The organism is Microbacterium sp. SL75 (genome assembly GCF_026625865.1).
Classification (GTDB): Bacteria; Actinomycetota; Actinomycetes; order Actinomycetales; family Microbacteriaceae; genus Microbacterium.
Genome location: NZ_CP113067.1, coordinates 2,873,949 through 2,895,729, shown reverse-complemented (window position 1 = coordinate 2,895,729; position 21,781 = coordinate 2,873,949). Strand labels below are relative to the sequence as shown.

Annotated in this window: 22 protein-coding genes; 4 read left to right on the top strand and 18 right to left on the bottom strand. The window is 69.2% G+C overall.

Annotated elements, in window-relative coordinates; translation table 11 throughout:
• Positions 1-3: 3 nt before the first annotated feature.
• The 3 genes from OVA17_RS13675 to smc all read right to left on the bottom strand — a co-directional run bounded on the left by OVA17_RS13675 (position 4) and on the right by smc (position 5,002).
• Positions 4-504 carry a DUF2004 domain-containing protein gene (locus tag OVA17_RS13675; RefSeq protein ID WP_267787096.1) on the bottom strand — a complete coding sequence of 167 codons (501 nt, stop codon included), beginning with the start codon at positions 502-504 and terminating at the stop codon, positions 4-6.
• A gap of 69 nt (positions 505-573) precedes the next feature.
• Complete coding sequence (gene ftsY / locus OVA17_RS13670; protein ID WP_210074646.1) at positions 574-1,446, bottom strand: signal recognition particle-docking protein FtsY; 873 nt, start codon at positions 1,444-1,446, stop codon at positions 574-576.
• Positions 1,447-1,450: 4 nt separating this feature from the next.
• Complete coding sequence (gene smc / locus OVA17_RS13665; protein WP_267787095.1) at positions 1,451-5,002, bottom strand: chromosome segregation protein SMC; 3,552 nt, start codon at positions 5,000-5,002, stop codon at positions 1,451-1,453.
• 454 nt (positions 5,003-5,456) lie between these two features.
• Between smc and OVA17_RS13660 the strand changes: the two genes are divergently transcribed.
• Together OVA17_RS13660 and OVA17_RS13655 are read left to right on the top strand one after the other, a co-directional pair.
• Positions 5,457-5,744: a hypothetical protein gene (locus OVA17_RS13660; protein ID WP_267787094.1), complete on the top strand. Its 288-nt coding sequence runs from the start codon at positions 5,457-5,459 to the stop codon at positions 5,742-5,744.
• Between the two features lie 67 nt (positions 5,745-5,811).
• On the top strand, positions 5,812-6,891 hold the full coding sequence (locus OVA17_RS13655) for a GNAT family N-acetyltransferase (protein WP_267787093.1): 1,080 nt from the start codon (positions 5,812-5,814) through the stop codon (positions 6,889-6,891).
• 42 nt (positions 6,892-6,933) lie between these two features.
• Here OVA17_RS13655 and OVA17_RS13650 read toward each other — a convergent pair whose 3' ends face one another.
• The 10 genes from OVA17_RS13650 to OVA17_RS13605 form a co-directional block, all read right to left on the bottom strand.
• Positions 6,934-7,218: a WXG100 family type VII secretion target gene (locus OVA17_RS13650; protein WP_267787092.1), complete on the bottom strand. Its 285-nt coding sequence runs from the start codon at positions 7,216-7,218 to the stop codon at positions 6,934-6,936.
• The gene (locus tag OVA17_RS13645; protein WP_147301882.1) at positions 7,215-7,643 is read right to left on the bottom strand and encodes a hypothetical protein; all 429 of its coding nucleotides are present in this window, start codon (positions 7,641-7,643) and stop codon (positions 7,215-7,217) included. Before OVA17_RS13645 ends, OVA17_RS13650 begins: the two co-directional genes overlap by 4 nt.
• Before the next feature lie 98 nt (positions 7,644-7,741).
• Positions 7,742-9,562, bottom strand: coding sequence for an alpha/beta hydrolase (locus OVA17_RS13640; RefSeq protein WP_324289897.1), 1,821 nt, complete (start codon positions 9,560-9,562; stop codon positions 7,742-7,744).
• Complete coding sequence (locus OVA17_RS13635) at positions 9,562-9,849, bottom strand: hypothetical protein (protein ID WP_267787090.1); 288 nt, start codon at positions 9,847-9,849, stop codon at positions 9,562-9,564. The genes OVA17_RS13640 and OVA17_RS13635 overlap by 1 nt, the downstream gene beginning before the upstream one ends.
• A 98-nt stretch (positions 9,850-9,947) precedes the next feature.
• Positions 9,948-10,838, bottom strand: coding sequence for a bifunctional DNA-formamidopyrimidine glycosylase/DNA-(apurinic or apyrimidinic site) lyase (gene mutM, locus OVA17_RS13630; RefSeq protein WP_267787089.1), 891 nt, complete (start codon positions 10,836-10,838; stop codon positions 9,948-9,950).
• The gene (gene rnc, locus OVA17_RS13625) at positions 10,831-11,523 is read right to left on the bottom strand and encodes a ribonuclease III (RefSeq protein WP_267787088.1); all 693 of its coding nucleotides are present in this window, start codon (positions 11,521-11,523) and stop codon (positions 10,831-10,833) included. The genes mutM and rnc overlap by 8 nt, the downstream gene beginning before the upstream one ends.
• A gap of 10 nt (positions 11,524-11,533) precedes the next feature.
• On the bottom strand, positions 11,534-11,743 hold the full coding sequence (gene rpmF, locus OVA17_RS13620; protein ID WP_013586329.1) for a 50S ribosomal protein L32: 210 nt from the start codon (positions 11,741-11,743) through the stop codon (positions 11,534-11,536).
• Between the two features lie 2 nt (positions 11,744-11,745).
• Positions 11,746-12,240 (bottom strand): YceD family protein, encoded by a 495-nt coding sequence (locus tag OVA17_RS13615; RefSeq protein WP_103208886.1) that lies wholly within the window; start codon positions 12,238-12,240, stop codon positions 11,746-11,748.
• A gap of 231 nt (positions 12,241-12,471) precedes the next feature.
• Complete coding sequence (gene coaD / locus OVA17_RS13610; protein ID WP_103208883.1) at positions 12,472-12,969, bottom strand: pantetheine-phosphate adenylyltransferase; 498 nt, start codon at positions 12,967-12,969, stop codon at positions 12,472-12,474.
• 41 nt (positions 12,970-13,010) lie between these two features.
• Positions 13,011-15,185 carry an ATP-dependent DNA helicase RecG gene (locus OVA17_RS13605; protein WP_267787087.1) on the bottom strand — a complete coding sequence of 725 codons (2,175 nt, stop codon included), beginning with the start codon at positions 15,183-15,185 and terminating at the stop codon, positions 13,011-13,013.
• 81 nt (positions 15,186-15,266) lie between these two features.
• Here OVA17_RS13605 and OVA17_RS13600 point away from each other — a divergent pair, with 81 nt between their 5' ends.
• Complete coding sequence (locus tag OVA17_RS13600; RefSeq protein ID WP_267787086.1) at positions 15,267-15,833, top strand: RsmD family RNA methyltransferase; 567 nt, start codon at positions 15,267-15,269, stop codon at positions 15,831-15,833.
• A 3-nt stretch (positions 15,834-15,836) separates the two neighbouring features.
• Here the strand turns inward: OVA17_RS13600 and thiL are convergent, their stop codons facing one another.
• Entirely contained in the window at positions 15,837-16,841 is a 1,005-nt protein-coding gene (gene thiL, locus OVA17_RS13595; RefSeq protein WP_267787085.1) for a thiamine-phosphate kinase, read from the bottom strand.
• A gap of 25 nt (positions 16,842-16,866) precedes the next feature.
• Between thiL and OVA17_RS13590 the strand changes: the two genes are divergently transcribed.
• Complete coding sequence (locus tag OVA17_RS13590; protein WP_267787084.1) at positions 16,867-17,376, top strand: DUF3515 domain-containing protein; 510 nt, start codon at positions 16,867-16,869, stop codon at positions 17,374-17,376.
• 109 nt (positions 17,377-17,485) lie between these two features.
• Here the strand turns inward: OVA17_RS13590 and OVA17_RS13585 are convergent, their stop codons facing one another.
• Genes OVA17_RS13585 through murA form a run of 4 tightly spaced genes read right to left on the bottom strand, consistent with a single transcriptional unit; the run spans position 17,486 to position 21,722 of the window.
• Positions 17,486-18,571, bottom strand: coding sequence for a D-alanine--D-alanine ligase family protein (locus OVA17_RS13585; protein WP_267787083.1), 1,086 nt, complete (start codon positions 18,569-18,571; stop codon positions 17,486-17,488).
• Complete coding sequence (locus tag OVA17_RS13580; RefSeq protein WP_210074611.1) at positions 18,471-19,613, bottom strand: NAD(P)H-dependent glycerol-3-phosphate dehydrogenase; 1,143 nt, start codon at positions 19,611-19,613, stop codon at positions 18,471-18,473. Before OVA17_RS13580 ends, OVA17_RS13585 begins: the two co-directional genes overlap by 101 nt.
• Positions 19,603-20,343, bottom strand: a complete 741-nt coding sequence (locus OVA17_RS13575) for a lysophospholipid acyltransferase family protein (RefSeq protein ID WP_210074609.1) — start codon at positions 20,341-20,343, stop codon at positions 19,603-19,605. Before OVA17_RS13575 ends, OVA17_RS13580 begins: the two co-directional genes overlap by 11 nt.
• A 5-nt stretch (positions 20,344-20,348) precedes the next feature.
• Entirely contained in the window at positions 20,349-21,722 is a 1,374-nt protein-coding gene (murA, locus tag OVA17_RS13570) for a UDP-N-acetylglucosamine 1-carboxyvinyltransferase (RefSeq protein ID WP_144785342.1), read from the bottom strand.
• Positions 21,723-21,781 lie beyond the last annotated feature (59 nt).

Below are 21,781 nucleotides of genomic sequence, written 5' to 3'. Positions count from 1 at the left end.
CGCTCAGTCGGCGCTCGTGACCGACTGGACGCTGCCGTCGGAGGCCAGGTTGACCAGAAGGACGTCGTCGGTCGCGTCGGGGTCGAGAGCGTACTCCAGCACCGCGAAGGGGTCTGCTCCCCCGTGCTCATCGGCGAGGATCGTCATGGTCATCAGCTGCAGCGCCTTGATGACGTCGATGTGCGTGTCACCCGAGACGTCCGTGAGCAGGTCCTCGAGCTCTTCACCTAGGGTGGCCTGCTGCTGGAGGATGTACTCGGTCACCTCGCTGGTGCGCGAATCGAGTTCGTTGACCATGGCGTTGCGCGCGGCGAGGTCGATGGCCTCGAGCGACGAGACCATGGATGCCGCGACGTCGAGCGCCTCGGCCGACACGTCGTCCTGATCGGGGGCCGTCAGATCGACCGTGACGCTCTGATCGCCGAATTCGACGTTCTCGCTCCAGAAGATCGACCCGTCCGGGCCCGACTCGAGGAGTCCGAAGAAGTCGTGCTCGATGGCCATGACTCCATGTAAGCATTCCGCCCGGTGTTGGGGAAGACGACCCGCCCGGGTGGGTGTGTGCGGTATGAGTCAGTCGACGAGAGAAGCTGCGAACACGTGCGGGGTGAAACCCGTGAGGTCGTTGATGCCCTCGCCCTGGCCGAGGAGTTTGACCGGGATGCCGGTGCGCTCCTGCACCGCGAGAACGAAGCCGCCCTTCGCGGAACCGTCGAGCTTCGTCAGCACGAGGCCGGTGACCCCCGCGCTGTCGAGGAATGCCTGCGCCTGCATCAGCCCGTTCTGACCCGTGGTGGCATCCAGGACGAGGAGGACCTCGGCGATCGGCGCCTGCTTCTCGATGACGCGCTTGATCTTGCCGAGCTCGTCCATGAGCCCGCCCTTGGTATGAAGTCGACCCGCCGTGTCCACGAGCACGATCTCGGTACCGGTCTCTTTCGCGTGGGCGACGGTCTGGAAGGCCACGGATGCCGGATCCTGGCCCTCGTGCTGTGGGCGCACGATCGTCGCTCCCCCACGCTCGGCCCAGGTCGCGAGCTGGTCGACCGCCGCGGCCCGGAAGGTGTCGGCGGCCCCCACCGTGACGGTGCGACCGTAGCGCTGCAGGAACTTCGCGAACTTTCCGATGGTCGTGGTCTTGCCCACACCGTTCACACCGACGACGAGCACGACCGCCGGACGCTCGGTGAGGCGAAGGGTCGTGTCGAACTTGGCGAAGTGCTCCTCGAGGGTCTCTTTGAGCATGCGCTGCAGATCACGCGGGTCGGTCGTACGGAAGCGCTCGACCTTCTCGCGGAGCTCCTCGACCAGACGCTCGGTCACATCGGGACCGAAATCGGCCGTCAGCAGCGCCGTTTCGAGGTCGTCCCACGTGGTCTCGTCGATCGTGGGCTTGACGAACAGCCCGCGCAGCGCGCGGCCCAGCGACCAGGAGTTCTCAGCCATTGCTTCAGCTTACGGGGGCGGCTTCGTCGGAGGCCCTCGCGACGGGGTCCTGCGTCGCTCGCGCGATGGCGCGATCGCCGACCCTCTGGCCCACGACCGCCGAGACCCCGTCCTGACGCATGGACACCCCGTAGAGCGCGTCGGCGATCTCCATGGTGCGCTTCTGGTGGGTGATGACGATGAGCTGGCTACTCGCGCGGAGCTTCTCGAAGACCCCGAGCAGACGACCCAGGTTGGCGTCGTCGAGCGCCGCCTCTACCTCGTCGAGGATGTAGAACGGGCTCGGGCGCGCCGTGAAGATCGAGGTGAGGAACGCCACCGCCGCGAGCGAGCGTTCTCCGCCCGACAACAGCGAGAGCCGCTCGATCTTCTTGCCGACCGGACGCACCGCGACCTCGATGCCGGTGGTCAGCGGGTGCTCGGGATCGGTGAGAGAGATGCTGCCGGCCCCTCCCGGGAAGAGAATCGGGAAGATCTCCGTGAAGGCCGCACGCGTGTCTTCGAAGGCCGCGACGAAGATCGTCTGCATGCGCTCGTCGAGGTCGGCGATGATCGTCTGCAGATCGGCTCGCGTCTGCTGCAGGTCGGCGAGCTGCTCGGTGAGGAAGGCGTGGCGCTGCTCGAGCGCGGCGAATTCCTCCAGGGCCAGCGGGTTCACCCGGCCGAGCTGCGACAGCTTGCGCTCGGCATCCTGGAGCCGGCGCTTCTGAGCGGCGCGATCGAAGGGCACGCCCTCCTCCGCGTTCTCGGTGGGGATGGGCTGGTCGGGGCCGTATTCCGAAACGAGAATGTGCTCGTCCAACGCGAGCTCGGACTGAGCACGCTCGAGAAGACCGGTCACGTGGAGCTTCTTCTCGTGCATCTGCAGCTCGAGCCCGTGCACGCTTTCGGTGAGCCGTGCCAGACGCTCTCGCACGAGGGACTCGTCGGCTCGCGCACGAGAGAGCTCCTCCGTGATCGCCGTGCGGGCGGACTCCGCGGCCGCCAGCTCCACCCGCGCCTGACTGACCGAGCGATCGACCGAGTCGAGCAGGGCCGGGAGGTGGCCCGCGACCTCAGCGGCGATCTCACGCTGCGCCCGGCGAAGCACAGCACGGCGTGCCGCCTCGGCGGCCGCGGTTCGCTCGCGCTCACGTTGCTGCTCGAGCTGCACGATGCGAGCCTCACCGGCGCGGACGCGCTCTTTCAGCGTCTCAATGTCGAGGCGGGCGCGCATCTCGGTCTCGCGCGCGGCGTCGACCTCTGCCGCCATTCCTTCGCGCGCCGAGGCGTCGAGGAGCGGGCGTGGCGCGTCGAGGGCCCGGGCCAGCGCATCGTCGGCCCGACGTGCCGCGTCCTCCGCCTCGGCGACCGCGCTCTCGGTCTGCGCGAGCCCCGCGACCAGACGGTCGCACTCGGCGACCGCGGCTTCGTGGCGCACGGTCACGCGGTTGACCTTCTCCGCGTGAGCGGCCAGGGCTGCGTCATGCGCGCGAAGGGTCGAAAGGGCGTCTTTCGTGCGCTGGCGCGCATCGACCTGCAGACGCTGTTCGTCGGCGAGGGCTTCTCTCAGCGAATCCACGATCACGACGACCTCGTCGAGCCGTTCCACGGCGGCGTCGCGCTCGGCGGCGAGTTCGAGGCGCGACCGGCCCGAGCCCGAGCCGGCGCGAACGGTCCGCGCGGTCACGACCTCGCCAGAGCGGGTCACGACCGTGAGCCCGTCCGCCAGACTCGACTGCGCCGATCGCGCGGCGTCGAGGTCTTCGACGATGAGGACGCGAGCCAGGATGCCGAGCACCCCGGGCGAGGCCGTGACGACATCCGCTGCGAGCACCGCACCCTCGAGCGCCGGGAGGGACTCCCCCGGCCCGGGGGCGTCGGCCAGAGCGATCTCGACCAGACCCAGGTCGGCCTCGGCGGCCGTGCGGGCCGCGGTGAACGCCGCTTCCGCGTCGTCGACGAGCAACCCTTCCGCGAGGGTTCCGAGCACCGCGGCCACCGCCGCTTCGTATCCGGCCCTGACCTTCAGGTCGTCGCCGACGAGACCTCGGATGCCGGAACCCCCGGCCGAGATCAGATCGGCGGCCGCGTTGCGGACATCCAGGGCGCGGCCGAGAGCGGTGGTCTGCGCGGTGAGCGCGTCGCGCTCACGCTCGGCGGCGTGTAGGCGTTCACGCAGGCCGGACACGCGCGCCTCGACGTCGTTGGCGTCGCGCTGAGCGCGCTCGTAGGCGGCCGCGTGCTCGGCCGTCGAGGCCTCGGGGACCACGTCGGGATCCAGCTCGGCGACGGCTTGCTCGGCTTCCGCCCGTCGGATCAGCGCGGCGTCGAGCGCCCGCTGCTGCCGGTCGACACCGGCACGCACGGCGGCAAGGGCCGAGCTCGCCGCATCCGCCGCTCCCCGCAGGCTCGTGATCTTCATGTCGTGTTCCGACACCAGCGCACTCTGCGCAGCGATGTCGACGTCGAGCGCGTCGAGGTCGGCGCGGGCACGCGTCACCGCTCGGGACGCCTCTGCCGCGGCATCCTGAGCCTCTCCGAGACCCGCGGCGATGTCGTCGATCTCGGCGCGGACGTCGTCGATCATCGACTGTGTCACCGTGGGGGCGAAGCCCGACCCGTCCGTCTCGTCGTCGCCGAGGAGCGTCAGGCGCTGGCCGGCCAGTGTGTAGAGCCCCCGGAGTCGCTCCTGCACCTGCTCGAGCGCGAAGGCGACACCGCGCGCGCGGTCGACGGCGTCGGAGCGCTGATCGTTCTCGAGGCGCTCCACCCGACCGCGCAGCCCCTCCGACTGCTCCTGCAGGCCCAGCCGCTCGGTGTGGCGCTCACTCTCGGCTCGAGCGGCGTCGGCGAGTTCCGCGCGCAGACGCACGAGCTCGTCGGCGTAGAGGCGCGCTTTCGCGTCCCGGACCACCGCGGCGATCGTCGCTGCCTCTCGAGCGATCTCGGCCTGCTTGCCCAGCGGCTTGAGCTGCCGGCGCAGTTCACCGGCGAGATCGCTCAAGCGCGTGAGGTTCGTCTCCATCGCCTCGAGCTTGCGGACGGTCTTCTCTTTGCGTCGGCGATGCTTGAGGATTCCTGCGGCTTCCTCGATGAACCCGCGACGGTCCTCCGCCGATGCCTGGAGCACGGTGTCGAGGCGGCCCTGCCCGATGATCACGTGCATCTCGCGCCCGAGGCCCGAATCGCTCAGCAACTCCTGCACGTCGAGCAGGCGGCACGTCTGCCCGTTGATGGCGTACTCGCTCGCGCCGGTGCGGAACAGCGTGCGACTGATCGTCACCTCGCTGTAGTCGATCGGCAGAGCACCGTCGGCGTTGTCGATCGTCAGCTGGACCTCGGCCCGCCCCAGGGGTCCCCGCGTCGAGGTGCCGGCGAAGATGACGTCCTCCATCTTGCCGCCGCGAAGGGTCTTCGCCCCCTGCTCCCCCATCACCCAGGCCAGGGCGTCGACGACGTTGGACTTGCCCGACCCGTTCGGTCCGACGATGCATGTCACGCCCGGCTCGAGGGCGAAGGTGGTCGACTGCGCGAAGGACTTGAAGCCCTTGAGCGTCACGCTCTTCAGGTGCATGTCACCCGCCCTCCGCTCGATCGAACCGCGTGTTCACGGTATCCGAGAAACCGCAGGATTCCGCGGCGGCGGGCCGGTGGGCGCGGTTCGACGCGCCCGGCACCCGCCCCAATCTGAGCGGAAGCTTGACATTCGCTGACAGCCTTCGCTAGCGTCTGAGGTCGCAACCGACGTCGAAAGGAGGTTACTTCCATGATTCGCACCACGACCGGCTTCACCGCCACCGGCTTCATCGCCGTCCCCGTGCTCTCCGCATACGCCACGGGAGTGACCACCGCCGTCGGCATGCCCCCTCGTCAGGGCTAGTTCGTCGCGTCGAGACGCCTTGTCGTCTCCGCTTCCCGTGAGCCCGTCTCCTCGACGTCGGCCACCCGGACCCTCTGCGTCCGCCCCCGCGTGAGCTGTCTGCTCGACGCGCTTCCTCCTCGCCAGATCTTCTTTACGGAGCTTCCGCATGAACGCCCTGTTCACGCGCGCGCCGCAGCACTCCTCGGCCGCGCCTTCCACCCCTCCCACTCCCTCCACGATCACGTTCGACACGACGGCCTACCGGCCGCTGGGTCTGCTCGACCGCCTGTCGCTGCGTCTGGGGCTCTGGCTGCTCAACCGGCACGCCAACCGGGCCCGCGCCCTCGACCACCGCGCGGTCGAAGCCCTGCGAGCTCGCGACGCGGCCGCCGAGCGGGACCGCCGCGAGCGGGCCTGGCAGAGCGCCGCGGCGTTCAGCCGCCCGCCGTTCTGATCCCGGTGGGGTCGGCCTCTCGGCCGGCCCCACCCCTCCCCCGTCTCATCCGACGAAAGACCTTCGAATGACTTCCTTCCCCGCCGGCCTCGAGCTGCGCCCGCTTCACATCCCCGCCCACATCGACGATCCGGATGCCGCGGACTTCCGCGAGATGGTCCGCCTCCGCAACCTCGTCTACGCCGAGATCTCGGGGCACGACGATTCGTTCATGCCCGCCGACGAGCTCCTCCCGCTCTACCAACCCCGACCTGAGATGAAACGATTCGCATGGATCGCCGTCCACCACGGCGAGGTCATCGGGCGCGTGGGTCTCGACTTCCCGCAGGAGGAGGGCGCCCGCACCGGATTCTGGCTCATCGAACTGCGCCGCTCCGCATGGGGCAACGGCATCGGTCGCGCCGCCTACGCCCTCATCGAGAACACCGCACGAGAGCACGGGCGTACCGTCCTGCAGTCGTGGGCCGAACATCCCGCCGCGGACGGACCGCGCCTCGACGCGCCGACGGGATTCGGCTCGATCCCGCGGGATCACGCGGCGCGGTTTCTTCTGGCATCCGGATTCTCGCTCGAACAGATCGTGCGCGTGAGCTCGCTGGATCTCGCCGGAGCACGACCGCGCCTAGAGGAACTGCTCGCTGAGGCCGAACAGGCGGCCTCGGGCTACCGGATCGTGCAGTGGACTCTGCCCACGCCCGACGAGTTCGTGGACGCGTTTGCGTGGATGAAGTCGCGCATGGTGACCGACGCCCCCTCGGCGGACCTCGAGTTCGACGAGGAGGTGTGGGATGCCGGTCGAGTGCGCCGCTACGAAGCCGGCTACACCGACGCCGGACGGCACATGCTCGTCACCGCCGCCCAGCACGTCGACACCGGCGAGCTTGCGGCCTTCAACGAACTCGTCATCGGCAAGGACCGCACCGCTGCCACCAGCCAGGAAGACACCCTCGTCGTCGCGGCCCACCGCGGCCACCGACTCGGCATGCTCGTGAAGTGCGCGGGACTCCTCGCGTGGCACGACGTCGCACCGGAGTCACCCCGTGTGCTGACCTACAACGCCGAAGAGAACCGTCCGATGCTCTCGATCAACGAAGCCATCGGCTTCACGCCGATCTCGTACGAAGGAGTGTGGAAGAAGGTGCTGTGACCTGAGAGGGGGACGGGTCTGGAGTCCCGTCCCCCTCTCGCGTCATGACCACAGTGCGGTCACATCTGCCTCGGTCTGGGTGAGGCGGTCACCGGCGTGCTGCGCCGCTCCCGTCGCATCACCCAGCGCGGAATGCAAGCGACCGATGGAGTCCGCCCATTCTCGGTGAGTACGCTCGTACGCCGCCTGCGCGGCACCCGACCACTGCCCACGCAGTACGGTGACCTCCCGATCGAGGCCGTCCAGCTGATCCTGGATGCCAGCGATCACCCGTCGCAAAGCGGCGATCGTCTCCGCGTGCCGCTGGGGATCGAACCTGAGGGTCATGGGGTCGGCGTGGGGCTGGTGAGTTCGAAGATGTCGCCGGGTACGCAGGCACTGGTGGCCTGGAAGTAAACAGCGCGATCGCTGACGTCCAGCAGATAGTAGCTGCCATCCGGTTCGGTGCCCGTGAGGTAAGGCGGATCAGAAAGAATCCACCGTGGCGGAGTCAGGTTCGTGTCGCGCTCGACCGTCACGTCGTGTCCTCGCTCCTGCCACACTTTCTGCGCGTTTGCTATGAGATCAGCGGCAGCGCTCGGCAATGGCTCGGAGCGGGACGCGGCAAACGACAACTTCACACGCGGTCCCGCGGAGTCGTCGGCGCAAGCTAGCCACGAGGCGTCATCTACTTTCCAGCCCTCAGCCGCGACCGCGGCTGCGCTCGCCTCGTAGAGATCGAGGATCTGCGCCTTGACATCTTCTGGGGTCACGTCGGGTCCCTTCGAGTTCTGGTCGCCACCGGGTGAGCAAGCGGTGAGCAGGACGACGAGCAGCGCGCTGACTGCGATGTAAGTGCGTCTGTTCATAGTCAACGAATGCCGTTCCACCCGACCGGGTACTCATTCGATCCGCTCGAGTGATGCGGCCCGATGAGGTCTGATTCTGTCAGCGGTTTGTCGACGATGACCTCGTCCCCGCGGCCCGTCGTTGCCAACGCCGTGTTGAACTGCGCGGTCGTGTTCGCATCGAAGTAGCTGAATGTCTCCGAGCCATCGCCGAACGGTCCGTGTTTGTCAACCGCGCGCAGCGTCTCGCCGCCGGGGGCGATGCCCGCTTCCGAGGAGAACTCGCGCGCCCCGAACGATGTCGCTGTCGGGTCGACGCGTCCGTCTAGGACGACGTACGAGGTGATCTGCCCGACAGGCGCCCAGCCGTCGTGACGGGCTTGAGATGCGAACACCTGTCCGGGAGGCACATTCAGGTCCGCGACGTTGTCTACTTGATTGTCTACACCGGCCGAGCCGAGCAGGACGACGTGGTCCGCGTGAGCGTCGGTGAGTGCGAGTGCCGCGACATTGGTGCCATAAGAGTGGGCGATGACAGAAACCGAGGCAGGGATGCCCGATGCTTCGTGAACAGCAGCCATCGACGTGAGGTCTTTCGATAAGGCGGGTGCGCCCGCCTCGGCTTTCCCGTTGAATGCCACGTCCACCGGCATATCGTTCGTCGGGGGGTGGTAGCCCAGCCACGCGATAACGGCGTAGTCGCCGAGCTCTCCGCCGCCCGCACGGCGCTGCGCGTACTGGAGTTGCTTCGCAGCATCGACGTAAGTCGCCATGTCACCCGCCACGTTCGAGTTCATCCCCGGCACGATGAACGACACATTCCTCGCGGCATCCAGGTCGCCGACGGCGACCTGCGCGAGCGGAGGTTCGTCAAGCACAACCGACACCAACGTGTGACTCTGGGCCGACTTCTTCAACGCCTCTAGCGCCGCGATCTGCTCCGACTTGTCGAGGGGGCTGCGCTTGGCATCCGCGATCGCTTGGTCGAGCACGATGCGATTGGCCTCATCACGCGCGCGGTAGGCCACTCCGCCGAGGTTGCCGATGACGGCGGGGGCAGCGTGGACCAGCGCTTCCTGCTGGTCACCGTCGAGACCCGACCACCAGCTCGCGACATCGGCGGGCGACGCCTGCGAGAGAAGAGCGGCGAGGTCGGGACGCGCCGACAACAGCGACGTGAGGTCGTCGCCGCGCAACGACTTCAGGACCGACAGCGCCGTCGCCGGCGTCACCGGCCCGCTTCCGAGGGCTGCGCTCGCCGACGCCCACACGGATCCGCTGTCGGCACGGAGCACCGCGGTCGCAGCAGCCACAGCCGCGGTTGCGGTGCGTGCCGCATCGGCCACCCATCTCCTCCCCTCGGCAAGCCAGCTGTCAGCCGTTGCGAACGCCTCCGCACTCGTGCGCGGCGGACTCGTGTCGGCGCCCCCGGCGAACACGAGGGGCCACGCGCCGGAGAACGGCTCGACGAAGCCCGGCGACTCCGCACCGGCCGTCTGCTCCGTGCGTTGAAGGGACCGCGCATAATCCCAACCCTCGATCGCGGTGGCAGCTCTCGCCTGTGCCCCCGCCAACGCCGACGCGTATGCGCGCATCGCGGCGCCGACACGGGCCAGCGCCTCGTCAGCGTCGGACCACGCGGTCGCCACCTGGGTCACGCGGGCGGTGTAGGCGTCGGCGGACTGTCCCACCCAGTCGTCGATGTTCTTCTTCCTGCCCACCGTCTCGGCGGCCTGCCGTGCGACACGCGAGCGCCGGGCGCACAGCTCGACAATCGCCTGGACGTCTCCGACCGAGCCCGGCACCAAGGACATCGGATCGGAGGTCTGCCCCAGTTCCGCCATCAGAAATGGTCCGCCTGGCGCACGTCACGAACACCTTCTTCATCGGCTGTCTCATACAACGTCGCCGAGGCCGCCAACGTCTGACACACACCCTCGGTCGCGGACACCCGCTGCATCCACCCACCTGTCAGAGCCTGCATGAACGCCGACAACGCCGCGGCGAGCTCAGCATCGCCGACACGTGCGGTCGCCGCCGTTGCCGTCTCCGGCTCAGTGATCTGTACGGCATACCGGACGACCGAAGCCGCGAAACGCAGCCCTTCCGGATCCACTGACCAGCCGTTCATCGCCAACACTGTACCGATTACGCAACGCCACCGACGAGCACGATGATAAAAATCACCCGACGACTCAGCTGCTCAGAAGCGGGCGGCCCGTGCTACTTTCAGCGCCGCTTCTGGCAGTGCGGGCAGAAGTGGCTCGACCGGTTCATGAACGACACCCGCACGATGGGGCGCCCGCACCGCGGACACGGCTGGCCTGTACGCCCGTAGGCATTCAGCGAGTGGGCGAAGTAGCCGGCCTGACCGTTCACGTTCACGTATTGCGCGTCGAAGCTGGTCCCACCCTCGGCAAGGGCCTTCTCGAGGACCGCCTGCACCTCGCCGAGTAGCCGATTGACAGCACGCGTCGGAAGATCGGATGCCGCGGTCTCAGGGTGGATACGCGCGGCCCACAGCGACTCGTCGGCGTAGATGTTGCCGATACCGCTCGCCACCGTCTGATCCAGCAGCACGCGCTTGATCCCCGAGGAGGTCCGCGTCAATCGCGCGCGGAATCGCGCGACATCGAACGCAGGGTCGAGGGGATCTCGACCGATGTGCGCGACCTGCGTCGGCACGCGGGCGAGCTCCGAGCCTCGACCGCCCGCGGCACCATCGGGAGTATCGACGAGCCGGTCGACGGCGAGCGAGCCGAAAGTGCGCTGGTCGGCGAAGACGACCGAAAGCGACCCGTGCACCGGATGCTCCAACTCGATGCGGATGCGTTCATGCCGCTCCTCCGGCGCCCCGGGGGTACGCAGGAGCATCTGGCCGCTCATCCCGAGATGGGTGACGATGGCCTCATCGTCGGCCATCGGCATCCAGAGGAATTTGCCTCGCCGCACGGCGGACGCGATGCGCCGGCCGGTCAGCTCCGCCTCGAAGTGCGCCGCTCCCCCGGTGTGCCGGGTCAGCGCCCGCTCGTCGCGCACGTCGACAGAGGCGACGAGTGCACCGGACACGGCGGGTTCGAGGCCGGCGCGGACAACCTCAACCTCGGGAAGCTCAGGCACGCGCGTCGAGCTCGCGCCACGCGGTCAGCGCCGCTGCCATCTCGGCGTGCTTCTTGCTCGATCCGACGCCCGTGGTGACGACGTCGCCCGTCGTGACCGTGGCGGTGAAGCGTCGGTCGTGGTCGGGACCGGTGGCCTCAACCACGTACACGGGTGCCGCCAGTCCCAGGCGGGCAGCGATCTCTTGCAGGCTCGTCTTCGGGTCCATCGCCGCGCCGTAGCGCTCCGGGTCGGCTAAGAGCGGTTCGACCAGGCGAAGCACCATGCCGGTCGCCGCGTCGGGGCCGGCTGACAAGAACGTCGCCCCGATGAGGGCCTCCATGGTGTCGGCGAGGATCGAATCCTTGTCGCGCCCACCGGTGAGGATCTCGCCCCGACCCAGTCGCACGTGGTCGCCAAGACCGATCGTGCGGGCGACCTCGGCCAACGCCACCGTCGACACGACGCTCGCGCGACGTTTCGCGAGGCTTCCTTCGTCGAGGTCGGGATGCCGTGTGAACAGCCGGACCGTCACCGCCTGGCCCAGCACCGAGTCGCCGAGGAACTCGAGACGCTCATTGTGCGGGATGCCGCCGTTCTCGTAGGCGAACGAGCGGTGCGTCAAAGCAAGAGAAAGAAGCTCGGGGTCGATCTCGACCCCGAGCTTCTCGGTGAGCGCTGTGCGCTCGACGTTCTTCCGCGTCACGAATCGCCGATCAGACGTCGGCGACCTTGCGGCCCTTGTACTCGAGGAAGAGCTCGGTGCCCTGCGAGTCGGTGACGACCTTCGCCTGGTGGGGACGGCTGTAGACGACCTTGCCGTTCTCGATGGTCTTGACCAGCGCGGGGGCTTCAGCCTTCCACTGCGCACGACGCGAGCGGGTGTTCGAGCGGGAGACCTTCCGCTTCGGGGGGTTACCTGCCATGACTAGCTCTTCTCTGTCTTGGGGGCGGCGCGGAGCGCATCGCCGTCGTCTGGGGTGTACTGCTGGAGCGCAGCCCATCGAGGATCGACAGGCTCCTGCTCCGTGGTGCCGGGGCTTTCCGTCAGCCTCTCGCCCGTGTTCGGGTCGAGCCCGGGGCAGTCCGGCTGACACACCGGCTGGAACGGAAGCGACAGGACAATGGCATCCCGGACCAGATTTTCAAGATCCACGTGGTCGTCTTGAACGTCGAAGTCACTCGCTTCGTCCCCAGGATACGCGAAAAGTTCCTGGAACTCGACTTCGACAGGCTCGACGATGTCGATGAGGCAGCGTCCGCACACTCCCGTGGCGCTGGTGTCCACCGTGCCCGACACGAGGATCCCCTCGTGGACGGATTCGAGACGCACATCGAGTTCGAGCATCTCAGCCTCGGGGACGGAGAGCAGGCCCTCACCCCATTTCTCGGGGGTGGGGATGTCGAGGGTGTGTTCGCGCATCTCGCCCGGGTGGCGCTCGATGTCGCGTATGGGGAGCTGGAAGGGTCCGGGTCGGCGAGTTCTCACGGTCGTCAATGCTACCCGTGCGCCCCTGAGCAAGGGCCGGGCGGACGCGCCGGCGCCGCACTCTGAGAACTCACATCACGCATAAACGCTCTGAGCGCCCACAAACGCGAGGAGCGCGCGTTTCTCTGCGCGGATCGCGTTTATGCGTGGAGGGGACGGCGCGGGTCAGATGCCGCGGGCGCCGGTGTCGAGGAAGCGCGCGACGGCGGGCGGGACGTAGGGCGACACGTCGCCGCCGAGGCCGGCCACCTGACGTACGAGCGAGCTCGAGACGAGCGCGTGGGAGGGGTCGGGCAGCAGGAACACCGTCTCGACGTGCGCGAGATCGCGATTGACGATGGCCATCGGCGTCTCGTAGGCCACGTCGACCTGAGAGCGAATGCCCTTCACCAGCACCTTCGCCCCCACCTCTGTGCAGTAGTCGACGAGCAGACCCATGCTCCACGCGGCGACGATCACATCGCCCTCGACGCCCGCCTCGGCGATCGACCGCTCGAGCAGGCTCTGCCGCTGGGCGATGGGGAGCATCGCTTCTTTGCCCGGGTTGTGGACGACGAGCACATGCAGCTGATCGAACAGGCCGGCCGCTCGACGGATGACGTCGAGGTGGCCGAGGGTGGGCGGGTCGAATGAGCCGGGAACGACGGCGATCCGGGGGTCCATGCCGTCAGCCTACCGACGCGGCCCTCAGAGCGGCTCGCCGGTCAGGACTTCGCCAGAGCGGCGCGCTCCTCGACACCCACGCGGCGTTCGAGAGCTGCGGCGAGACCGGGATGCCGCAGCAGGGCCGGGTCGTCGGCGAGAATCCGCTCGCCCTCGGCGCGTGCCTCGGTGATGAGATCGGCGTCGGTGACGACCCGCAGCAGGCGCAGCGAAGAGCGCGCCCCCGACTGCGCACCGCCGAGCACGTCGCCTTCTCCGCGCAGGTCGAGGTCGACCTCGGCGAGGGCGAAGCCGTCGAGGGTTGCAGCGACGGCCTCGACGCGTTCGCGCGCCGACGTCCCGGGCGAGGCCTCGGTCACCAGCAGGCACAGGCCCGGGAGGCCGCCCCGGCCGACGCGACCGCGGAGCTGATGCAGCTGCGAGACGCCGAAGCGGTCCGCTTCGAGGATCACCATGGTCGAGGCGTTCGGCACGTCGACACCGACCTCGATCACGGTGGTGGCGACCAGCACGTCGATGTCGCCGCGCGCGAAGGCCTGCATGACGGCGTCCTTCTCGTCGGAGGGCATCTTGCCGTGCAGAATCTGCACTCGGATGCCGGTGAACGTCGGCAATCGCGAGAGGAGAGCCTCGACCTGCACGACGCCCCAGCGCGTGCGCGCGCCCTCGGCCGCGGCGGCGGGCGCGTCGGCCGGTTCGTCGGTCTTCTCGTCGGCGGTGAGCTGGTCGGAGTCGATGGCGGCGCACACGACGAAGGCCTGGCGGCCCAGCGCGACCTCTTCGGCGACGCGATCCCACACGCGGGCGAACCACGCGGGTTTTTCGGCCAGCGGCGCGACGAAGGACTGGATGCCGGCACGCCCGGCCGGCATGGTGCGGATGGTCGAGACGTCGAGATCGCCGAACACCGTCATCGCCACCGTACGAGGAATCGGAGTGGCGGTGAGGACGAGCGTGTGCGGGGAGCTGCCCTTGGAGCGGAGCGCCTCTCGCTGATCGACGCCGAAGCGGTGCTGCTCGTCGACGACGACGAAGCCCAAGTCGGCGAAGGTGGTGGTCGCGCTCAGCAGCGCGTGGGTCCCCACGACGATGCGCGCCTGACCCGACGCGACGCGCAGCGCGGCCTTGCGCCGTTCGGCAGCGGGCATCTGCCCGGTGAGGAGCGTCGGCATGATCTCGGGGGCGAGCTCGGGCCCCAACATGCGGGCGATCGAGCGCAGGTGCTGGCCGGCCAGCACCTCGGTGGGGGCGATGAGGGCGGACTGACCGCCGGACTCGGCGACCTGGAGCATGGCACGCAGCGCCACGAGCGTCTTGCCCGAGCCGACCTCACCCTGCACGAGACGGTTCATCGGCCAGTCCGCGACGAGGTCGGCTGCGAGCTGCGCACCGACGCTCCGCTGGTCCGGGGTCAACTCGAACGGCAGGATCGCGTCGAAGCGTTCGAGGAGCCCGCCGGGCGCAGCGCGGCGTTTCGTCGCCGACAGTGCCCGCACGAACTGCCGCTGCTGGAGCAGCGCGGTCTGCAGGACGAAGGCCTCGTGCATGCGCAGCGTCGCGATCGCGGGAGCGATGTCGTCGTCGCTCTCGGGACGGTGGATTTGCTCGAACGCCGCCCGGGCGGGAAGGAGTCCTCTGCGCGCCCGCACGTCGTCGGGCAGAGGATCCTCGATCTCTCCGAGTCCGTCGAGCACGAGGGAGATCGTCTTCTGCACGAGGGTGCTCGGGATCGAACTCGTCGCGGGATAGATCGGAATGGGCCGCTTCGCCGTGACCTCAGCCTCGGCACGGGCTTCGGCGATGTCGTCGAACAGCTCGTAGTCGGGGTTCGTCAGCTGCGTCTGCCGGCGGTACTCGCCCACCTTGCCCGAGAAGATGCCGCGGCGGCCCGGCGTGAGGTCTTTCAAGCGCCACGGCTGATTGAAGAAGGTCAGCGACATGCGTCCGTCGCCGTCGCTGATGACGACCTCGAGGAGCGAGCCGCGGCGGTTCTGCATACGACGCTCGTTCGCGCTGACGACCTCGGCGACGATCGTGACCGGCTCACCGAGCGGCAGCGAGTCGATGGGGGTGAGTTCGCCTCGCCGCGCATACCGACGGGGATAGTGCTCGAGGAGCGCGCCCACCGTCTTCACGCCGAAAGCCTTGTCGAATGCCGTCGCCGTCTTGCCCCCGATGGCGCCGTCCAGACGCGAGGCGAGCGAGAATCCGGGCATGATCCGAGTCTAGGCAGACCCTCGGACATCGCCGCGCGTGCGCGCACCGGGCCGCGGCGCCGGGGACTCTAGGCTGAAGAGGTGACGCGCATCATCTCGGGCCGCGCCGGAGGCACCGTCCTCGACGTCCCACCCAAGGGCACTCGTCCCACGAGCGACCGCGTCCGCGAGTCGCTGTTCGGTTCTCTCGAGTCCGCCGGGCTCCTCGACGACGCGCGCGTGGCCGACCTGTACGCGGGGTCCGGGGCGCTGGGGCTGGAGAGCCTGAGCCGCGGCGCCGCCTCCGCCGACCTCGTCGAGTTCTCGGCCCCCGCCGCCACCCTGATCCGTCGCAACGCCGATCGGGTTCGAACCGCCGGCGTCGCCGCCCCCGCTCGGGTGCACCGCGCGAGTGTCACGACCTTTCTCACGGCATCCGGCCTCGAGTGGGATCTCGTCTTCCTCGATCCGCCCTACGACCTCTCCGACGACGAGCTCACCAGAGCCCTGGTCGCTCTCGCCCCTCGGCTCAGTGCCGATGCGACGGTCATCGTGGAACGCGCGAAGCGCTCGGCCGCCCCCGACTGGGCCGCCGCGGGCTTGGAGCCCGAGCGCGACCGCGCCTACGGCGACACGACCATGTGGTGGGGTCGGCCGCGAGGCGCGTGAGCCTCAACCGCGTCCGGTATCCCAGTCGCGGTAGGGGTCCCACCCCGAGCGACCTGTCCACGGCCGGCCGTCGACGGTCAGCGCATGGTCCCCGCGCGTCACGACCGTTCCCACGCGGCGACCGAGCGGGTCGGCATCCATCGGGAAGGTGACGAGGAACCCGTGGTCTTCTCCCCCGCCGAGAGCGCGTCCGGGGTCCGCACCGAGGGTCGCGGACTCCAGGGCGATCGTCACGCCCGACGCGTCCGCCAAGCGCGTGGCGTCGAGCACCAGGCCGTCCGAGATGTCCATCATCGCGGTGGCCCCCGCGTCCGCCGCCCGAAGGGCTTCGGCGATCGGAGGACGGGGCGTCAGTTGACGTGCCAGTCCGCGCGCGTCGTCGGCATCGAGAGCCTCGCGGGCCTCGGTCGTGACAGCGACGGGGGTGCCCGCGGCATCCGTGAACCTGTCGAACAGCACGTCCAGCCCCCGTGCGGCCTCGCCGAGCTCACCGATCACGTAGACGCCGTCGCCCACCCGCGCGCCGGATCGCCGCACGGGTTCGCGGCCGTCGAGACTGCCGAGGGCAGTCACGGCGATCGTGAGCGTGTCCGACACGGTGAGGTCTCCGCCCTCGACCGCGCAGTCGGGAGCGAGCTCCGCACACGCGGAGGCGAGACCGTCGGCGAACCCGCGGACGAAGGAGATCGGCGTGTTGTCGGGCATCGCGAGAGCGACGAGCAGGGCGATGGGTCGCGCGCCCATCGCGGCCACGTCGGCCAGGTTGACCGCCGCCGACTTGAAGCCGAGGTCGAACGGCGACGACCATGCCAGGCGGAAGTCCGGGCCGTGCACGAGGGTGTCGGTCGTCGCCACGACCCGCCCGTCGGGAACGGCCAGCACCGCGGCATCGTCGCCGGGGCCGACCAGCGCGGTCGAGGGCGGAAGGCGATCCAGGATGCCGCGCAGGATCTGCCCCTCGCTCAGGTCGCCCACAGTGGTTGCACGGGTGGTCTCGGCGTCGGTCACTCCCCCACGCTATTAGCCTGGAGGGGTGCCCCGCTCCTCCCGCCTCCTCGCGCTCCTCGCCGCCGCCGCTCTCCTCCCGGGACTCGCGGCGTGCAGCACCACGGTCGCGATGCAGCCGGCGAAGGACGCGAACAACCCCGCCTGCGCCGAGATCACCTCGCGCCTGCCGAAGACGATCTCCGGCCTGGAGCGGCGGTGGACCGACGCGCAGTCGACCGGAGCGTGGGGGGATCCCTCGGCGATCCTCATGACCTGCGGTCTCGAGACGCCGGGCCCCTCGACCCTGCCATGCCGAGCGTTCGACGGCGTGGACTGGCTCGTCGACGAGTCACAGGCGTCCGAGAACCGCTATACGCTCACGACCTTCGGCCGCAGCCCCGCCGTCCAGATCTATCTCGACTACTCGGCCGCGAGCAGCGCCGACGTCGCGCAGGCTCTCGGGCCCCTCATCCGCTCGTATCTGCCCGCGACCGGGGCGGTGTGCACCTCGGCATCCGACGCGACGGCGTCGCCGACTCCGACGCCCACGCCCTGACAGGCGCGGAGACGCAGCACGAGGGCGGGACCATCCCGCCACGCCGACGCGATCGACCCCGGCGACGGCGTTTTTACCGGCCGACCTGCCGGGCACGCCGGGTGGCGGCTCAGGCCCTCTCGAGCGCTGCGTCGAGCAGGTCGCTGATGAGATCGGGGTACGACAGTCCCGACGCGATCCAGCACGTGGGGAACATCGAGATCGGGGTGAACCCGGGCATGGTGTTCACCTCGTTCACGTAGAACTCGGTGCCGGTGTAGAAGAAGTCGACGCGTGCCAGGCCCTGCCCGCCGATCGCCTCGAACGCCTGTGCGGCGATCCGCTGCATCGCGGCCAACTCGCCGTCGCTCAGATCGGCAGGGCACACCAGGTCGACGCCCGCCGCTCCCAGATACTTCGCCTCGAAATCGTAGAACTCCCGGCCCGTCACGACGATCTCGCCGGCCACGCTCACGCGTACCGGTCCGCCGTCGCGCCCGGGCAACACGCCGCACTCGACCTCGCGACCGACGATCGCCTGTTCGACGAGCACGAGGCCGTCTTCCGCGAAGGCGGTGTCGAAGGCGGCATCGAGGTCCTCCCAGCGCGAGACCTTCGTCACGCCCACGCTGGATCCGGCCTCGTTCGGCTTGACGAACACGGGCAGGTCGAGGGCGCGGATACGGCGCTGCCACAGCTCGCGGTCGCGAGCGAGGTCGGCCCGGGTGACGGCGACCCACGGCACGACCGGTACGTTCGCCGCGCGGAGCACCTGCTTGGTCACGTGCTTGTTCATGCCGATCGCCGACATGAGCACACCACCGCCCGCGTACGGGATGCCGAGCAGCTCGAGCAGACCCTGCACCGTGCCGTCCTCGCCGAACCGCCCGTGCAGGATCGGCAGCACGACATCGACGTCTCCGAGCGAGCGCGTGCGCCCGCCATCGGTCACGGTCCACTCCCGCGACAGCGTCGAGTCGGGCAGACGCACGCGCGTGCCGTTGTCGCGCACCTCGGGCAGCGCGTCGGGGATGAGCGCGAACTTGTCGGGGTCGTCGTCTTCGAGGACGAAGGCGCCGTCACGGGTGATGCCGACCGGGATCACCCGGAAGCGGTCACGGTCGATCGCCCGCAGCACCCCGCCCGCCGTGGCGGAACTGATCGAATGCTCGCTGGAGCGCCCGCCGAAGAGCACCACCACCACCGGTTTGGTCATTCTGCGTCCTCTCGCCCTGCGGCTGGTCGTCGTCTGTCGTCAGGTGCGGTGCGATGTCCCGCGGATCCATCGTCCCGTCGAGCACCATCTTCACCTGCTGCACGATGGGCATGTCGACGCCGACCTGCTTCGCGAGCTGGAGCACGGGAGCCACGGATGCCAGCCCCTCGGCGGTCTGCTGCATCTGGGCGACGACCTCTTTGTAGCCGTAGCCCTGGCCGAGCAGGCGCCCCGCGGTGTTGTTGCGGCTCAGCGGCGACTGGCACGTCGCGATGAGGTCGCCGAGGCCCGCCAGGCCCTGGAGCGTCTCGGGCTGCGCGCCCTGCGCGACCGCGAAGTCGGTCATCTCGACGAGCCCGCGCGTGATGATCGACGCCTTCGTGTTCTCGCCGTACCCGACGCCGTCGACGATGCCGATCGCCACCGCGATGAGGTTCTTCAGCACCCCGCCGAACTCGGTGCCGATCACGTCGGTGTTCACGAACGAGCGGAAGTACCGGTTGCGCGCGCGACGGGCGACGGCCTCGGCGGTCTCGGGGCTGAGCGAGCTGATGACGGCTGCGGTCGGCTGCTCGCGCGCGATCTCGAGGGCGAGGTTCGGACCGGATGCCACCGCGATGCGGGCGGGGTCGCACTGCAGAACCTGTTCGATGACCTGGCTCATGCGCAGGCCGGTCGACTTCTCGACGCCTTTCATGAGCGAGACGATCGGCACGTCGGTGTGCTCGACGAGCGGCTTGATGGCGGCGAGGTTCTCGCGCAGCGACTGGCTGGGCACCGAGAGGTAGATCTGCTCCGCACCGTTCAGCGCCTGGGCCAGGTCCGTCGTCGCGGTCATCGTGCGCGGCAGGTTGATACCCGGGAGGTACCTGCTGTTGCGCTTGGACTCGGTGATCTCGGCCGCGAGCTCGGGACGACGCGCCCACATGACGACGGAGGCGCCGCCGTCGGCGAGGATCTTGCCGAACGTCGTTCCCCAGCTTCCGGCGCCGACGACGGCGACCTTCGGGCCCGCGACGGGCAGGGCGCTCTTACGGCTCAAGGCGGCCCGTCTCGTTCTGCCCGTGCTGCGACGGGTTCCAGCGCTCCGCGGGGGCGGGCAGGCCCCGGATGCCGGAGAGCATCGCCGTGACCTCGTTCATCATCGCGTCGGTCGCCTTCGTCAGCGTGGCCGGCTGCGTGGGCGTCGCCGTATAGGCGCTCATGTCCATGGCGGGCCCGAACTCGACGATCACGTGCGAGCGGCGGGGGAACTTCAGCTTCCCGTACCGCGGGAGGATCTGCTGCACGCCCCACTGCGCCATGGGGATGAGCGGCAGGTCGCCGGCGAGGGCGAGGCGCACCGCGCCCGTCTTGCCGCGCATCGGCCACAGGTCGGGGTCGCGCGTGAGGGTGCCCTCGGCGTAGACGATGACGCCGCGGCCGTCGCGGGCGATCTGCTCGGCGGCCTTCATCGACTGGTTCGCGCTCGTCGAAGCCCGGGGCACGGGGACCATCCCCGTCGCGCGGAGCGCGGCGCCGAGCACGGGGACCTTGAAGAGACTCTCTTTCGCCATGAACCGCGGGGCGCGACCGAGTCGCCAGACGGCGACCGCCACGATCACGGGATCGAACTCCGAGTTATGGTTCGGAGCGAGAACGTAGGCGCCCTCGCGAGGGAGGTTCTCCGCACCGCGGATCTCGATCCGGGCGAAGAGCCCCGTGAGGGGGACGATGATCGCCGCGAGCGGCCAGAAGGCGCTCGGCCGGCTCTTCTCGGGGTTCGAAGCCACCGGCGTCAGCCCACGACGTCGAAGTCGGCGTCGAGAGCCGTGAGCTTCTCGAGGAACTTCTCGTACCCGCGACGGATGATGCCGATGTTGCGCACCGTCGATTCGCCCTCGGCCGCGAGAGCCGCGATCACGTAGCTGTAGCCGCCGCGGAGGTCGGGCACCTCGACGTCGGCGCCGTGCAGCGGCGTCGGCCCGTTGATGACGGCCGCCTGCTCGAGGTCGCGACGGGGAACGCGGCGGTCGGGGCTCGAGATGCCCTTGGGGTGCACGACGATGTCGGCGCCCATCTTGTTCAGCGCCTCGGTGAAGCCCAGGCGGTTCTCGTACACGGTTTCGTGCACGGTGGAGGTCCCAGGAGCCTGCGTGAGGGCGACGATGAGCGGCTGCTGCCAGTCGGTCATGAAGCCCGGGTGCACGTCCGTCTCGACCATCACGGGCTTGAGGGCCTCACCGCGACGGAACAGGATGCCGTCCTCTCGGACGTCGAACCATCCGCCGGCCTTCCGGAAGACGTTGAGGAAGGTCAGCATGTCCTGCTGGCGGGCGCCCTTGGCGAAGATCTCGCCGTCGGTGGCCAGGGCCGCGCACGCCCAGGATGCGGCCTCGTTGCGGTCGAAGATCGCGCGGTGGTCGTAGCCGACGAGCTTGTCGACGCCCTCGATGAAGATGACGCGGTTGGGCTCGTACGAGATGATCGCGCCCATCTTCTGTAGCACCGCGATGAGGTCCATGATCTCGGGCTCGATCGCCGCGTTGCGCAGCTCGGTCACGCCCTTGGCCCGGACAGCGGTGAGCAGAACCTGCTCGGTCGCGCCGACGCTCGGGTAGGGCAGCGTGATGTTCGCGCCGTGCAGGCCGTTGGGGGCGGTGATGCGGATGCCCTCGTAGCTCTTGTCGACGACCGCACCGAACGCGCGCAGGGCGTCCATGTGGAAGTTGATGGGACGGTCGCCGATGCGGCATCCGCCGAGGTCGGGGATGAGCGCCTCACCGAGCAGGTGCAGCAGCGGACCGCAGAACAGGATCGGGATGCGCGACGCACCCGCGTGCGCATCGATCTCTTCGAAGTGCGCGGCGACGGCGCCCGAGGGATCGAGGTGCAGCGTGCCCTCCTCGTCGCCCTCGGTCACCGTGACACCGTGAACCTCGAGGAGCGAACGCACGACCTTCACGTCGCTGATCATCGGCACGTCGCGAAGCGTGCTCGTGGTCTCGCCCAGCAGGGCCGCCACCATGGCCTTGGTCACCAGGTTCTTGGCGCCCTTGACCTCGACGGTCCCCCGCAGCGGTCGGCCGCCGCGGATCGAGAGGGTCTCTGCCGCCTCCCAATCGGGCTGTCCGGGATTCTGATCTCCGGAATCGGTGACGAGTGTGCTCATGGGGGGTGGACCTCACTTCGTGGACGAGGGGCGGCAGATCGACCCGATCGGGTCGATCG

Coding starts and splice junctions, on each gene's coding strand:
- murA (WP_144785342.1), bottom strand. CDS start 21,722: ATGAGCACACTCGTCACCGATTCCGGAGATCAGAATCCCGGACAGCCC.
- OVA17_RS13650 (WP_267787092.1), bottom strand. CDS start 7,218: ATGACCCTCAGGTTCGATCCCCAGCGGCACGCGGAGACGATCGCCGCT.
- OVA17_RS13605 (WP_267787087.1), bottom strand. CDS start 15,185: ATGCCCGGATTCTCGCTCGCCTCGCGTCTGGACGGCGCCATCGGGGGC.
- ftsY (WP_210074646.1), bottom strand. CDS start 1,446: ATGGCTGAGAACTCCTGGTCGCTGGGCCGCGCGCTGCGCGGGCTGTTC.
- OVA17_RS13585 (WP_267787083.1), bottom strand. CDS start 18,571: ATGACCAAACCGGTGGTGGTGGTGCTCTTCGGCGGGCGCTCCAGCGAG.
- OVA17_RS13660 (WP_267787094.1), top strand. CDS start 5,457: ATGAACGCCCTGTTCACGCGCGCGCCGCAGCACTCCTCGGCCGCGCCT.
- OVA17_RS13655 (WP_267787093.1), top strand. CDS start 5,812: ATGACTTCCTTCCCCGCCGGCCTCGAGCTGCGCCCGCTTCACATCCCC.
- OVA17_RS13635 (WP_267787090.1), bottom strand. CDS start 9,849: ATGAACGGCTGGTCAGTGGATCCGGAAGGGCTGCGTTTCGCGGCTTCG.
- OVA17_RS13640 (WP_324289897.1), bottom strand. CDS start 9,562: ATGGCGGAACTGGGGCAGACCTCCGATCCGATGTCCTTGGTGCCGGGC.
- smc (WP_267787095.1), bottom strand. CDS start 5,002: ATGCACCTGAAGAGCGTGACGCTCAAGGGCTTCAAGTCCTTCGCGCAG.
- OVA17_RS13675 (WP_267787096.1), bottom strand. CDS start 504: ATGGCCATCGAGCACGACTTCTTCGGACTCCTCGAGTCGGGCCCGGAC.
- coaD (WP_103208883.1), bottom strand. CDS start 12,969: ATGGACCCCCGGATCGCCGTCGTTCCCGGCTCATTCGACCCGCCCACC.
- rpmF (WP_013586329.1), bottom strand. CDS start 11,743: ATGGCAGGTAACCCCCCGAAGCGGAAGGTCTCCCGCTCGAACACCCGC.
- OVA17_RS13615 (WP_103208886.1), bottom strand. CDS start 12,240: ATGCGCGAACACACCCTCGACATCCCCACCCCCGAGAAATGGGGTGAG.